The organism is Sediminimonas qiaohouensis DSM 21189 (assembly GCF_000423645.1).
Classification (GTDB): domain Bacteria; phylum Pseudomonadota; class Alphaproteobacteria; order Rhodobacterales; family Rhodobacteraceae; genus Sediminimonas; species Sediminimonas qiaohouensis.
Window position 1 is genome coordinate 54733 of sequence record NZ_AUIJ01000007.1, and the last position, 12720, is coordinate 67452.

General features: G+C 63.4%; 10 protein-coding genes and 1 pseudogene. 2 read left to right on the forward strand and 9 right to left on the reverse strand.

What is annotated here, in order from left to right:
• The first annotated feature begins 1 nt into the window (after nucleotide 1).
• Entirely contained in the window at nucleotides 2-1198 is a 1197-nt protein-coding gene (locus tag G568_RS0107945) for an IS256 family transposase (protein ID WP_026757525.1), read from the forward strand.
• Between the two features lie 54 nt (nucleotides 1199-1252).
• On the opposite strand, the pseudogene G568_RS18495 reads toward G568_RS0107945, so the two are convergent.
• From G568_RS18495 to G568_RS0107965, 4 genes and pseudogenes are all read right to left on the reverse strand, one after another.
• A pseudogene (locus G568_RS18495) lies at nucleotides 1253-1588 on the reverse strand (helix-turn-helix domain-containing protein); the annotation flags it as partial.
• Nucleotides 1589-1771: 183 nt separating this feature from the next.
• The gene (locus G568_RS0107955; protein ID WP_026757526.1) at nucleotides 1772-3322 is read right to left on the reverse strand and encodes a DHA2 family efflux MFS transporter permease subunit; all 1551 of its coding nucleotides are present in this window, start codon (nucleotides 3320-3322) and stop codon (nucleotides 1772-1774) included.
• On the reverse strand, nucleotides 3309-4469 hold the full coding sequence (locus G568_RS0107960) for an HlyD family secretion protein (RefSeq protein WP_026757527.1): 1161 nt from the start codon (nucleotides 4467-4469) through the stop codon (nucleotides 3309-3311). Before G568_RS0107960 ends, G568_RS0107955 begins: the two co-directional genes overlap by 14 nt.
• Nucleotides 4462-4926: a MarR family transcriptional regulator gene (locus G568_RS0107965; protein ID WP_037373854.1), complete on the reverse strand. Its 465-nt coding sequence runs from the start codon at nucleotides 4924-4926 to the stop codon at nucleotides 4462-4464. The genes G568_RS0107960 and G568_RS0107965 overlap by 8 nt, the downstream gene beginning before the upstream one ends.
• A gap of 96 nt (nucleotides 4927-5022) precedes the next feature.
• Between G568_RS0107965 and G568_RS0107970 the strand changes: the two genes are divergently transcribed.
• Nucleotides 5023-5490 carry a universal stress protein gene (locus G568_RS0107970; RefSeq protein ID WP_026757529.1) on the forward strand — a complete coding sequence of 156 codons (468 nt, stop codon included), beginning with the start codon at nucleotides 5023-5025 and terminating at the stop codon, nucleotides 5488-5490.
• Nucleotides 5491-5511: 21 nt separating this feature from the next.
• Here G568_RS0107970 and G568_RS0107975 read toward each other — a convergent pair whose 3' ends face one another.
• From G568_RS0107975 to G568_RS0107995, 5 genes are all read right to left on the reverse strand, one after another.
• Nucleotides 5512-6615, reverse strand: a complete 1104-nt coding sequence (locus G568_RS0107975; protein ID WP_026757530.1) for an ABC transporter permease — start codon at nucleotides 6613-6615, stop codon at nucleotides 5512-5514.
• A 3-nt stretch (nucleotides 6616-6618) separates the two neighbouring features.
• Nucleotides 6619-9360: a ribosome-associated ATPase/putative transporter RbbA gene (rbbA, locus tag G568_RS0107980; RefSeq protein ID WP_026757531.1), complete on the reverse strand. Its 2742-nt coding sequence runs from the start codon at nucleotides 9358-9360 to the stop codon at nucleotides 6619-6621.
• Nucleotides 9357-10589: an HlyD family secretion protein gene (locus G568_RS0107985; RefSeq protein WP_245582902.1), complete on the reverse strand. Its 1233-nt coding sequence runs from the start codon at nucleotides 10587-10589 to the stop codon at nucleotides 9357-9359. Before G568_RS0107985 ends, rbbA begins: the two co-directional genes overlap by 4 nt.
• A gap of 246 nt (nucleotides 10590-10835) precedes the next feature.
• Nucleotides 10836-11324: a luciferase domain-containing protein gene (locus G568_RS0107990; RefSeq protein ID WP_026757533.1), complete on the reverse strand. Its 489-nt coding sequence runs from the start codon at nucleotides 11322-11324 to the stop codon at nucleotides 10836-10838.
• An 89-nt stretch (nucleotides 11325-11413) separates the two neighbouring features.
• Nucleotides 11414-12637 carry an IS256 family transposase gene (locus G568_RS0107995; RefSeq protein WP_084627360.1) on the reverse strand — a complete coding sequence of 408 codons (1224 nt, stop codon included), beginning with the start codon at nucleotides 12635-12637 and terminating at the stop codon, nucleotides 11414-11416.
• Nucleotides 12638-12720: the final 83 nt, after the last annotated feature.

Genomic DNA, 12720 nt, shown 5'->3' on the forward strand with positions numbered 1-12720 from the left:
GATGACCGACACCATGATCGACCTTCCGGGCGCGATCGCCAAGAGCGATGATGCTGATTTTCTGCGCGAGCTGATCCAGGACGCCGCGCAGCGACTGATGGACATCGAAGTGGCCGCTGTTTGCGGCGCAGGACACGGCGAGCGCAGCCCGGACCGCGAGAACCAGCGCAACGGATACCGACCGCGCCAGTGGGATACTCGGGCAGGCACCATCGGCCTGAACATCCCAAAGCTGCGCAAGGGCAGCTATTTCCCCACGTTCCTGGAACCGCGCCGGACGGCCGAGAAGGCGTTGATGGCGGTGATACAGGAGGCCTACATCCACGGGGTCTCGACCCGCGCCGTCGATGACCTGGTGCGCGCGATGGGGCTGACGGGCACCTCCAAGAGCCATGTCTCGCGGCTGTGCGAGGAGATCGACGAACGGGTGCAGGCGTTCCTGAACAGGCCCCTCGAGGGGGACTGGCCGTTCCTCTGGCTGGACGCCACCTACGTGAAGCTGCGCGAGGGCGGACGCATCGTCTCCATGGCGGTGATAGTGGCCGTCGCGATCATCACCGACGGGCGGCGCGAGATCCTCGGGATCACGGTTATGCCCTCGGAGGCCGAGACGTTCTGGGCCGACTTCCTGCGGTCTCTCACCCGCCGCGGCCTGCGCGGTGTTCAACTGGTGATCAGCGACGCCCATGAGGGCCTCAAGGCTGCTGCGCGCAAGGTCCTGGGAGCCGGATGGCAACGCTGCCGCGTCCATTTCCAGCGCAACCTGCTCGCCCGCGTGGGCAAGACCAACAAGCCGGTGGTCAGCGCCGTGGTGAAGACCGTCTTTGCCGAAAAGAACCGCGATCAGGCCCATGCCCGCTGGCGCGAGGTGGCCGACAACCTTCGTGACCGGTTCAGGGATGTCGCAGAGCTCATGGACGAGGCCGAACACGACGTGCTGGCCTACATGGCCTTCGACGAGAGCCTGCGCTCGAAGCTGCACAGCACCAACCCGCTGGAGCGCGTCAACAAGGAGATCAAGCGGCGCACCAATGTCGTCGGGATCTTCCCGAACCGCGAGGCCGTCATCCGGCTCGTCGGCGCGCTCATGCTGGAGCAGAATGACGAGTGGGCTGTCTCGCGCCGCTACATGCCGGTGGAAAAGCTGACCGCCATATGCAACGATGATGGTGAGACGGCGACGATTGCCGCTCAGTGAACGAGCAACACCAGCTATGAAGAAGCAGGTGGACGCCAGTTCCTACACCACTCCTCGGGACACTATCCGCAAAACCGTGGCGTCAGACATTTTGATGTCGTGATAGCGCTCCAAGTACCAGACGATCCGCATCGGGCCGAGATGATACTTGCGCCGAAGATAAAGCACCTTTTCCTCGCGCTCAGGCGGCGTCCGATTGGCATGCCACTTGGGAATGGGTGGCGCGTTGATAAGGCCAGCTTCGCCGCGCTCCGTATAGGCTTGACGCCATCGGTAGAAGCTGGATCGGCCTATCCCGAAATAACGGCAAGTCCTCGCGACGTGACCGATCTCCTCCGCATGTCGCAGTATCCGCAACTTGCGTTGAACCTCTCGTTGATCCTTCGTCATGAACATCTCCTTCTTCCCAAACCCGGGAGATTAAAGGAAATGTCCCGCGAGTAACGGCATATCTACACGCGCCGGCCGTTTGGTGACGAGACGGCACGGTCGGCCAACCCGGGGCAACCCTCGTCGGCAAAATGCCGGACGAGAGTCCACAGAGCCGGTCGGCTCGTCAGGCGACCATGGCGTCTAGGTGCCAGAGGAACGAGCACGCCACATGAACCAGGTCGGGACCAGCGCGAGCAGGAATATGCCGCATACGATAAGGAAGCCGTCCTGAAACGCAGCGTTCGAGGACTGAATCATCACGGTCTTTCCCAAGAACGTTGCCGCGGCGGGCACGAGCTGAGAATCTGGTAGTCCCGAGACGTGCATGAGGCCGGCAACCTCACGCAAGAGTTCCATCGTCGTGGCGTTGTCGCTGGTCTGGGTCGCGGCAAAGGCGTCTGCGTGCATGATCGTGCGCCGCTCGATGAACACGGCCAGAAGGTTCACCCCGAAGGCGCCGCCCAGTTGCCGGATGAAGTTCGAAGCGCCCGAACCCTGGCCGAGAAGGTCCGGCGGCAGAACCTTGAGCGCCCCGGATGATATGGCGGGAAACACGAGACCTAACCCCACGCGCGACAGGATGGTCCACCAGGCAAGCGTCCAAAAGGCTGTATGGACATTTACTGCTGCCATCAGCCAGGAGGACCAGGCAAAGACCACCATGCCGATGCCGATCATGATCGGCGCAGACACTTTGTCGGACAATCGCCCGGCAATAGGAAAGACCAGCAGCATCGCAAAGCCCGCAGGCATCAGAAGAAGGCCCGCCTGCGTGGGCGTCATACCCTGAATCTGCTGCACGAAAACCGGAAGCAGATAGGTGGAGCCGAACAGCCCCGCCCCCATGATAAAGGCAACGACCGAGGCCGAGGAGAAGGCGAAATTCGCGAAGAGCCGCATGTCGAGCATGGGCTTGGCGGTGGTCATCTCCCAGGCGACGAAACCGATGGCCGAAGCGGCGGAAATCATGAAACCTGACAGGATGATGTTGGACTCCCATCCCAGCCGCTGCGCGTTCGACAGAGTGCTGAGCAGGACGGCAAGAAAGACAGACAGGATCGCCACCCCGACAAAGTCGAAGCCCGGAATCGGCCCGCTTTCCTCGCGGCTCGGCAGGAACAGGTTCGCCAGCAGGATGGCGAGGCCTGCGAAGGGCAGGCCCAGGTAGAAGACGAAGCGCCAATCGAAGGCATCCATGAGCACGCCGCCGATCCAGGGGCCCAGAGCCGGAGCCAGCACGACGCCGACGCCATAGATCCCCATGGCTGCGCCGCGTTTGTCAGGCGGAAAGACCTTGAACAGCATGATCATGGCCAGGGGCTGCACGATGCCCGCGGCCGCCCCCTGCACCACACGGGCCAGCGTCAGCACGGTCTCGTTCGGCGCAAGGCCCCCAAGGACCGAACCCGCAAGGAACACGCCCATCGCGGTGTTCATCGTCAGCCGCATCCCGAAGGCACGGTTGGTCCAGTCGGCCAGCAGCATCGTGGCGGTCATCGCCGCCAGAAAGCCGGTCGAAATCCATTGCGCCTGCACCGCGCTGATACCGAAAGCCCCCATCACCGCCGGGATGGCGACGTTCACGATCGTCGTGGACAATACGACCGAAATGGTCGCAACCATGATCGTGCCGGTCGCGAACCACTTGTAGGCGGGGCCGTAACGCTCGAAATATCGGTCAATCTGCGACATTGATGGAAACCTCGACCATCATGCCGGGCCTGAGTTCGGTGCCTTCGGCGTCGATCGACACGCGGATCGGCAGGCGCTGGGTCACTTTCGTGAAATTGCCCGAGGGGTTGGGGCTGGGCAGTAACGCAAGCTGACTGGTCGCCGCCCCGCCCATGCCGATTACTTCCCCCTCAAACGTTCGGCCCGAAAAGGCGTCGACGGTGATGCTCGCCTTCGACCCAACGTGGATCCTGTTATAATCGGTCTCCTTGACATTTGCATCGATCCAGACGTCATCCAGCGCGTGATACATTGCAATGCGCGTCCCTGGTGTCACATATTCGCCAACATCGACGAACGTCCCATCAACAATGCCGTCGAATTGGGACGTGATCGTGCGGTGCGCGAGGTCGATTTCCTGCAGGCTGCGGTCGGCCTCGGTGCCGGCACGTCCGGCAAGAACCGACGCAATCTGGGACTCCAGCACTTTCATTTGCTCTCCGTCGGCCTCGACGATGGCCAGGCTGGCGCGGGCGTTTTCGATCGCCGCGAAAGCGGCACGCTCCTGCTGGGCGGCGGTGTCCAGTGCCGCCCGGGACTCGTCGAGGGTTTGCTGCGACGTGATGTTCTGCTCGGCAAGCTTGATCGCCCTCTCGTGACGGGTCCGGGCGTTCGTCAATACGGCGAGCGATGCCTCATGGTTTGCATCTGCGGCAGCTATGCCGGCCAGGGCCGCGTCCCGCCGCGCAGAGAGCTGCTTCTCGAGCAGCACCTTGCGCGCCCGAAGCTCAGCCAGTTGCGCATCGGTTGCGGCAAGTCTTGACAGGACGGCATCGAGCTGCGGCTGCGCATATGCGCGGTCGATTGCGGCGACAAGATCGCCTTTTTCGACGGCGTCCCCGACGAGCACCGGCATCGCCGTGACCCGTCCAGCGACCTCGCTGGATACGGTGACGACCTTGGCCGCGATCCGGGCATCGTTGATGTGCACCTGCGTGAACCGCGCGACCAGCCACGGGGCGGCCAGCCAGACTGAAACGGCGACCACGGCGCCGATCACGATCAGTCTGGTCCATCTTGTGCGGCTGCGCCTCGGCAGGAGCGGCGGTGCCGGTTTGTCCGCGGCATCTTCGTCCGCAACGGATGCCGCCGCCTTTATGTTACCCATCTTGACCACTGTTCAATATATTCAATCTGGCCGCGATGCGGCTCAGGACGTTCGTCGCGATACGCAGATCCTGCCGGGAAATGCCCTCGAGAATTTCCGCGCGGCTCACCGCCGAAATCTCTTCCATCCTGACGATGAGAGGACGCGCATCCTTTGTCAGGTGCAATGTCTTGGCTCGCCTGTCCTCTGCGGAGGGTCGGCGTTCGATCAGACCCGTGCCTTCAAGCCCGTCCAGCAGGCGGACCAGCGTCGCCGCCTCGATCCCCAGGCTGTGCGCCAGTTCCACCTGCGTCACCGCCTCATTGCGCGAAAGTTCGAACAGCACGTTCCACCTTGCCTGGGACAGGTCGAGATCTCGGAACCGGAGGTCAAGATACCGCCTCCACATGCGCGATGCCGCCGCCAGGGAACGTGCAAAAGCCTCCAGGGGCTTGTTTTTGTCGGGGTCGGCTTGCATCGTTTTCTTCTTTCATCAGCTTGCCATTAGTTGCAATGCTAATTAATATGGCCTCACTTATATTGCAAGTGCCATTCCTTTACTGGAGCTTCATCAATGTATAGCAAGATCCTGCTTTGTTTCGACGGCTCGCGCGAGGGGCGGCTGGCGCTGCGCGAAGGGGCGCGGATTGCGCAGATGACAGGTGCGGAGGTGATCCTGCTGGCTGTGGTCGAGACGGGCGCGGGCAACGCGCTTGCGCAGGGCGCGGATGCTGGCGCGCTTGCCCACCAGCAAGCCGATTTCGAGGAGACCCTCGACGAAGGCCATCAAAGGCTTTCCGCCATGGGGCTGGCACCCGAGGTCCGCATGGAGTTCGGCGATCCCGTCGTGACGATCACAAGTGTCGCGACCGAAACCGAGGCTGATCTAGTCGTCGTCGGGCATCACCAGCAAGGCCTCTGGACGCGCTGGATGAGCCGGTCTGTCGCTGCCGGGTTGGGCGACGCGCTGAAATGCAGTCTTCTTCTCGCACAAAAGGATATCGAGGATTCAGAGCTTTTCGCAACGATTGAAGAGGTGTAGCCAAGAGGTACTTACACCGCACTACCGCAGGAAGCCGCGGAACCGTCGCAAGGCGACGGCGAACATCGCAGCACCGATCAGCGCCAGCGCCAGCAGTTGCGGCCAGACCAACGCAAGTCCCGCGCCACGAAACAACACCGCCTGTGCAAGCGCGATGAAATGGGTGTTGGGCGCCGCCAGCATGACGTATTGCACCACCTCGGGCATTGATTCCCGCGGCGTCATCCCGCCCGACAGGATTTCCAGCGGCAGCAGCACCAGAAGCAGCAGCATGGCGAATTGCGGCATCGAACCCGAGATCGTTGCCAGGAGGATTCCCAGCGACGTGGTGGCAAACAAGTGCAGAGCCGCGCCCACCAGGAACAGCGTCACCGATCCCGCCACCGGCACTCCCAGAACCCCCTGCACCATGAAGGTCAGCGACAGCCCCGTCGCCACAAGCACCACACAGCCCATGCTGAGCACCTTGCTGGTCATGATCTCGACCGCGCTGACGGGCATGACCAGCAGGTGCTCGACAGTGCCATGCTCACGCTCCCGTATCAACGCTGCCCCGGACAGGATGATCGACAACATGGTCACGGCGCTGATCACCGCCGTCAGCGCGCCAAACCAGCCAGGGTCCAGAGACGGATTGAACCGGGCGCGCAGCGCAAGATCGACCGGCACCACGGCCTCCTGCCCGGTCCAGCTGGTGATTTCCTGATTGACGATGGCCTGGACATAGCCCGCGCCGGTGAAGGCCTGGCTGACTCGTGTCGCATCGACGTTGAGCTGCAACTCGGGCCGTGCGTCCGCGACCAGGTCGCCTTGGAAATCCGGAGGGATGACGAGCGAGAACGTATCGATGCCCGCATCCATGCGCGCATCCATCTCGGCCATGTCGATCTGGTCGGGTGTCACGAAATAGGGCGGAAGGAACGCATCCGCAATCCGCCGCGACAGGGGCGAGGCATCCTCATCCACGATGCCGATCGTGGCGCGGTTCAGCGTCTCGGGCATAGCGGTGGCGTGGGAGTAGATGTCCAGGGTGAAGGCATAGAACACCAGCGCCAGGAGCAGCGGATCGCGCAACAGCCCGCGAAGCTCCTTGACCGCAAGATACAGCACATGTTTGGGGCGCATCGCTCAGGCCTCCTGTTTGCGTACGAAGAACGCCCCGAGCGCCACAAGCACCGGCACCAGCAGAAGCATCGGCGCGAAGGATGCGGCGAGATCGCCGAAGTCCAGCGCCTTGGCAAAGACCCCGCGCGAGATGGTGACGAAATGGCTCGTCGGGAAAACCTCGCCGATCACGCGACCCATGCCTTCCAGTGACGAGACCGGGTCGATGATGCCGCCATACTGAGTGGCCGGGATCAGGGTGGCCAGCGCGGTAAAGAACAGCGCCGCGACCTGGCTGCGGGTGAAGGCCGAGATCAGCAGGCCCAGCCCCGTGGCCAGGATAACATAAACCAGCGCCCCCGCCGAAAGCGCCAGAAGGCTGCCTTTGACCGGCACTCCGAAGACAAACACCGCCAGCGCCAGCAGCAGCAGGAAGTTGATAAAGCCCAGCACAACGTAGGGCACTTGCTTGCCCAGCAGGAATTCCAGCCGCAGGGCCGGGGTGACATAGAGGTTCACGATGGAGCCTGTCTCTTTCTCGCGCGCGACGGACAGGACAGCGAGCATCGCCGGGATCAGCATCAGCAGGAGCGGGATCACAGCGGGCACCATGGCCGCCAGGCTTTCGACATCGGGGTTGTAGCGATAGCGCATTTCCAGGCTGTAGCTGCCGGCGACCGCATCATCGCCATAGATTTGGCGCAGTTGATCGGTCAGCCAGTGAACGTGCATTCCCTGGACATAGCCGCGCACCGTGTCCGCACGCATCGGCATGGCGCCATCGAACCAGGCCCCGATCTCAACGGGGCGTCCGCGTTCGACATCTGCCGCGAAACCCGGCGGGATTTCCAGCGCCAGGCTGATTTCGCCCGCGCGCATCCGCTGGTCGATGTCGGCATAGTCGACGAGAGGTGGCTGTTCGTCGAAGTAGCGCGACCCGGCCAGGTTGTTGACATAGGACTGGCTGGCGATGGTCTGGTCAAAGTCGAGCACCGCGAACCTGAGATCCTCGACATCCATCGAAATGCCGTATCCCAGCACGATCATGAGGATCACGCTGCCGATGCTTGCAAGCGTCAGGCGGATTGGATCGCGGCGTAGCTCCAGCGACTCACGCCAGGAAAAACTCAGCAGCCGGGCAAGGCTGAACCGTTCGCGCCGCCGCCGTGGCGCGGATGACACCTCGGCACCGAGATCCACCTGATTGGTGGCCGCAGGCTTGCCGCTCGCGCCTTGCGCCCGTTCAAGGTGATGGATGAAGGCATCGTCCAGCGTCGCCGCGCCGGCGCCTTCGCGGATGGCTTCGGGCGTGTCGCTGACAAGCACGCGGCCCTCGTGCATCAGCGAAATCCTGTCGCAGCGCGTGGCCTCGGACATGTAGTGGGTGGAGATGAAGATCGTCACACCGTCTTGTCGGGACAGGTCCACAAGCGCTTGCCAGAAGATGTCGCGCGCCACCGGATCGACGCCCGAGGTCGGCTCGTCGAGGATCAGCACCTCCGGGCGGTGGATCAGCGCCACGGCCAGCGACAGCCGCTGACGGAGTCCTAGCGGCAGTCGCAGCGGCAAGCTGTCCAGAATCTCCTCAAGATCGAACCGGTCCGCAAGTTCGGCGATACGGGGCGCGATCTCGGCGGATGCCATGTCGAAAAGCCGCGCGTGAAGATCGAGGTTCTGACGGACCGTAAGCTCGGAATAGAGCGAGAAGGATTGCGTCATGTAGCCGATGCGCTTGCGCGTGGCCATGTCGCGTGCATCAACCGTTCGGCCGTCGATCCGCGTGGTTCCTTCGGCTGGTTCCACAAGCCCGGTCAACGCCTTCATCGTCGTCGTCTTGCCGCAACCGTTTGACCCGAGAAAGCCGAAAATCTCGCCCTTACCGATGCGAAAGCTAACGTCCTTGACCGCTTCGAAGTCACCGAACCGGACGGTCAGGTTTTCGGCCTCGACGACGTAGCCGTCGCGACCTGCCGGGTCAAGCGGCGGGACGGTCAGATCGTGGTGCCGGGCGCGCATTTTCGCGGGCAGGAGTGATATGAAAGCCTCATCGAGGTCGGCGGCCCCGGTGCGGTCCAGGATCTCGGCAGGACTGCCGGTGGCAAGCACCCTGCCGTCATCCATCGCGACCAGGTGATCGAACTCGGCGGCCTCTTCCAGATAGGCACTGGCGACGATCAGGCTCATGCCCGGACGCGTCGCGCGAATACGCGCGATCAGAGCCCAGAATTCACGCCGCGACAGCGGATCGACGCCCGTTGTCGGCTCGTCCAGGATCAGCAGATCGGGGTCGTGGATCAGCGCGCAGCACAGGCCCAGCTTCTGTTTCATGCCGCCCGACAGCTTGGCCGCCGGACGGTCGGCAAAGGGCGCGAGGCCGGTCGCCTCCAGCAGATCGGCGATCCGCCGGTCGCGCTCGCCCTGGCTCTCGCCGAAAAGCCGGCCGAAAAAGTCCACATTCTCCCGCACCGAGAGCGTGGGATAGAGGTTGCGCCCCAGCCCCTGCGGCATATAGGCGATCCGCGGGCAGATCCGGGCGCGATGCCTCGCACGGCGCATGTCGCCACCCAGCACGTCAAGCTGCCCCGCCTGCATCTTCCGCGCCCCGGCGATCAACGCCAGAAGGCTGGATTTGCCCACCCCGTCGGGTCCGATCAGGCCGACGATGCAGCCCGCCGGCAGGTCGATCGACACATCGTCCAGGGCCCGGACCTTGCCATAGAGAAGCGAAAGCCCCTCCGCCCGCACCACCGGTCCGGAGGCCGTCATTCCAGCACCCTGCCCTCGGCGGCTTCCGGCCAGGGCAGCGCGGGATCCAGCCGGACCCAGGCGACGCCGGGCAGGCCGGTCTTGATGTAATCGAGGTATTTTTCCAACAGCTCCGGCGCGATGCGTGCGCGGACCCGGAACATCAGCTTCTCGCGCTCGACCTCGGTCTCGACCGTTTTCGGGGTGAATTGTGCCACGTCCGACACGAAGGAGACCTCGGCGGGAATGACGATGTCGGGTGCGGCATCCAGGATCAGGCGGGCCTCGGTCCCCAGTCCGGCACGCCCCGCCGCGGCGGTTTGCAGGAAGAACGTCATATACACGTCGTTGAGATCAATCAGGTTGATCACGCGCCCGCCGGCACCTATGACTTCACCCGCCCGTGCAACGATGTACTGCACCCGTCCTGGCCGGGGCGCTTTCAACGTGCTGTCCTCGATCTCGACATCGATCGCCTCTATCGCCGCAGTTGCCGCCGCCACCGCCGCTTCGGCCCCGACCACTGCCGCTTCGGCTGCGGACACGCCGATCCGCGCCGCCGCAAGCCGCGCCTCGGCCGAGGCGACCGCGGCCTCGGCACCAAGCGCGTTCGACCGGTCGATATCGAGTTGCCGCTCGGACGCGATACTGTTTCCCGCCAGCGCCTTCGAGCGGGCGAACTGGCGCTGCGCAGCATCTAGGGCCGATTTCTGCTGTGCCAGAACCGCCTCGGCCGCGCGCACTTCGGCCTTACGCTGCTGGATCATCAGCCCGGCGTTTTCAACCGCGATCTCGGCACGGCGCAGTTCCGCCTCTGCCTGATGGCGGTTGGCTTTCAGCTGACGCGTGTCAAGCGCGGCCAACGGTTGCCCCGCCTTGACGAGCTCGCCCTCCCGCACCAAGATCGTTTCAATCCGTCCAGGAAGCTTTGAGGCCACATCGATCTCGACAGCTTCGACGCGTCCGTTACCGCGCGCAAAGCCCTCGGGGACCGCGCCGTTGCCGTTGTCTTGCCAGACCAGGAAACCCAGTACGGCCGCGGCAACGACAATCGCTGTGAAGAGAAGGTACCTGGTGTTTTTCATGCTGTGCTCGATTGCTGCTATGGGCCGGAATTCGTGAAATTTTCGAACGATCACTTCACCATTAAACTTTCTGCACCTGATCTTGTAAATGCGTCGATCAGCCCTGCTTGAGTGGTCGGACTCATCTTGCCCTTCGGCGTCGCATCGGGACTTGCCCGTGCTCACATCGCGAACACTGTCTGATGGATTGACGACTTATCGCGTGTTGCCTGACGAAACCAGAAGTTTCATTCCAATCTTCGAATGTTCCATGTTTTTTAATAGGTTTCCGAAGAGCTCGGCCCCCGACCGGGTTTCGCGTCCGGGACGTATGGCCGACACCCAAACCCGGTCGGGGGCCGACCTCTTCAGCAGATTGTCAGGCTGAAACCGGATCAGGAGCCCGCAACGGGTGCTGTTCGGTTCGTCCCGCTAGAAAACGACGTTTTCGACCCGCCCGAGTTTCCCGCACGCAAACTCATAAGACAGGCGCAAGAGCCTGAGAACGATTTCGATTTCCGCATTGTCCCTTGGCGCGTAGACCATGACCGCGGTTGAAGGGATTATGCCCGCCGCGGCCATCGGGTGTGGCTCTGCCCAGTCCAGTTCGTCGATCTGCGCCACCGTACCCTCCGGCAGCATCATGTGCAGGCTTCCGTCTTTCGGCGGGTGGATGTGGGCGAACTCATTACCGATCATGAAAGCCTCGCGGCAGCCGCAGCCGTGTCCATGTTTGAGGCACAACGCCTCGGCACCCGGAACCGATATCCGCGATGGCTGGCGGGTGACAAAGGGAAACTCAAAGGCCCTGTCCTTGAATGCGCGATGGAATTCGGGCTCGGGGTTTTGACTGATCTGCGTATGCGGGGCGCAGGGCGTGGTGACGGGCCCTGGCCCAATGCGTGGCGGTATCTTCAGCATCACAGTGTCTCCGCAAATCTGGATGGTTCTGTCTCGAAGGTGGTGGAAATTCCTGAGTGGCGATCTCCAGCGTGGTCACGGTTACGGTTTCATGCGGCGAGGTCAATGGGCTGGTTGGCGAGCGGCTGGTCGAGGGTTTCCCAGCCATCGACCTTGCGCATGACGATCTGCCCCGAGGCGAGTAGAGCCCAGAACAGCATGGGCGCCGTTGCGGCCTGGGGCAGCACGGTCTGGGTCTTGATGCGCCGCTTGAACTCGGCGTGCAGGCGTTCGATGGCGTTGGTCGTCCTGGCCGATTTCCATTGGCCGGGCGGCAGGCGGGTGAATGTAAAGAGCCGCTCGCCGGCTTCTTCGAGGCTGTCGGCGACCGCTCGGCACTTCAGCCGCCAATTGCGGAGGAAGGCCTTGCGCCGACGCTCGATCTCCACGGCCGTTTCGGCATAGATCATGTCGCGGTAATCCTCGGTCAGCTCGTCATGCAGCCGCTTCGGCGCATGCGCGAGAAGGTTGCGGTGCTTGTGAACCGTGCAGCGCTGGACGGGCGCGTCGGGCCAGAGCCCGGCCAGCGCCGCCTCCAGCCCGGGTGCGCCGTCGACGATGACGAAGCCGGGCTCACGCAGACCGCGCGCGCTCAGGTTTTCGAGGAACGCTCGCCAGGCAGCGGTCGTCTCGCCGCCCATGTTCTTCAGCCCGATCAATACCTTCTGGCCGTCGCGGCGCACGCCGACCGCCACGAGGATCGGGATCGCCGTGGCCCTTTTGTCGATATGCGCCTTGACCACCGTGCCGTCGAGGATCAGCCGGACGATGTCCTCGCCGCTGAGATTGCGGGCGGCCCATGCCTCCCAGTCGGTCTTCACCTTGCGCCAGGCCCGGCTGACGACATCCTTGCCCACAGCGCCGGCGAAGAGGGTCGAGAGCGCACGCTTCACGCGACGGGTGTTGGTCCCGGCGAGATAGGCGCCCGCGATCAGCGCCTCGGCCTTCCGGGTCAGCCGCCGGTAACGCGGCAGCGCCTGCGAGCGCCATTCGGTGGTCTTGCCGTCCGCACCTGCGATCCGCGCGCGAGGCACGCGGATCGTCTCCGGGCCGAAAGTGCCGACGATCTCCCGGTCTCGGTGTCCGTTGCGATAGCCCGTCGCCCCCTCGCTCTTGCGTTCATAGCGACCGCGCCCGAGCGCAGCCTCCAGTTCCTCCTCGAGGATCGTCTCGATGAAATCCCGCACCCGGCTGCGGACGCCGTCCTCAAGCGGATCCGTCCAGTCGCCCCCGATGAGTGGCGCAGCGCGATCAGTCTTGGTACTCTCTGCCATGGCGTAATCTCCTTCGGCGGTGCCAGCCGCCGTTCATGGTTGATTCAACACCTGGAGATTACGCCGCCCTCCAATTTTCCACC

What these genes read in the sequence shown, in the direction of transcription:
- G568_RS0107945 (WP_026757525.1), top strand. Translation starts at nt 2, where the DNA reads ATGACCGACACCATGATCGACCTTCCGGGCGCGATCGCCAAGAGCGAT.
- G568_RS0107955 (WP_026757526.1), bottom strand. Translation starts at nt 3,322, where the DNA reads ATGTCGCAGATTGACCGATATTTCGAGCGTTACGGCCCCGCCTACAAG.
- G568_RS0107960 (WP_026757527.1), bottom strand. Translation starts at nt 4,469, where the DNA reads ATGGGTAACATAAAGGCGGCGGCATCCGTTGCGGACGAAGATGCCGCG.
- G568_RS0107965 (WP_037373854.1), bottom strand. Translation starts at nt 4,926, where the DNA reads ATGCAAGCCGACCCCGACAAAAACAAGCCCCTGGAGGCTTTTGCACGT.
- G568_RS0107970 (WP_026757529.1), top strand. Translation starts at nt 5,023, where the DNA reads ATGTATAGCAAGATCCTGCTTTGTTTCGACGGCTCGCGCGAGGGGCGG.
- G568_RS0107975 (WP_026757530.1), bottom strand. Translation starts at nt 6,615, where the DNA reads ATGCGCCCCAAACATGTGCTGTATCTTGCGGTCAAGGAGCTTCGCGGG.
- rbbA (WP_026757531.1), bottom strand. Translation starts at nt 9,360, where the DNA reads ATGACGGCCTCCGGACCGGTGGTGCGGGCGGAGGGGCTTTCGCTTCTC.
- G568_RS0107990 (WP_026757533.1), bottom strand. Translation starts at nt 11,324, where the DNA reads ATGCTGAAGATACCGCCACGCATTGGGCCAGGGCCCGTCACCACGCCC.
- G568_RS0107995 (WP_084627360.1), bottom strand. Translation starts at nt 12,637, where the DNA reads ATGGCAGAGAGTACCAAGACTGATCGCGCTGCGCCACTCATCGGGGGC.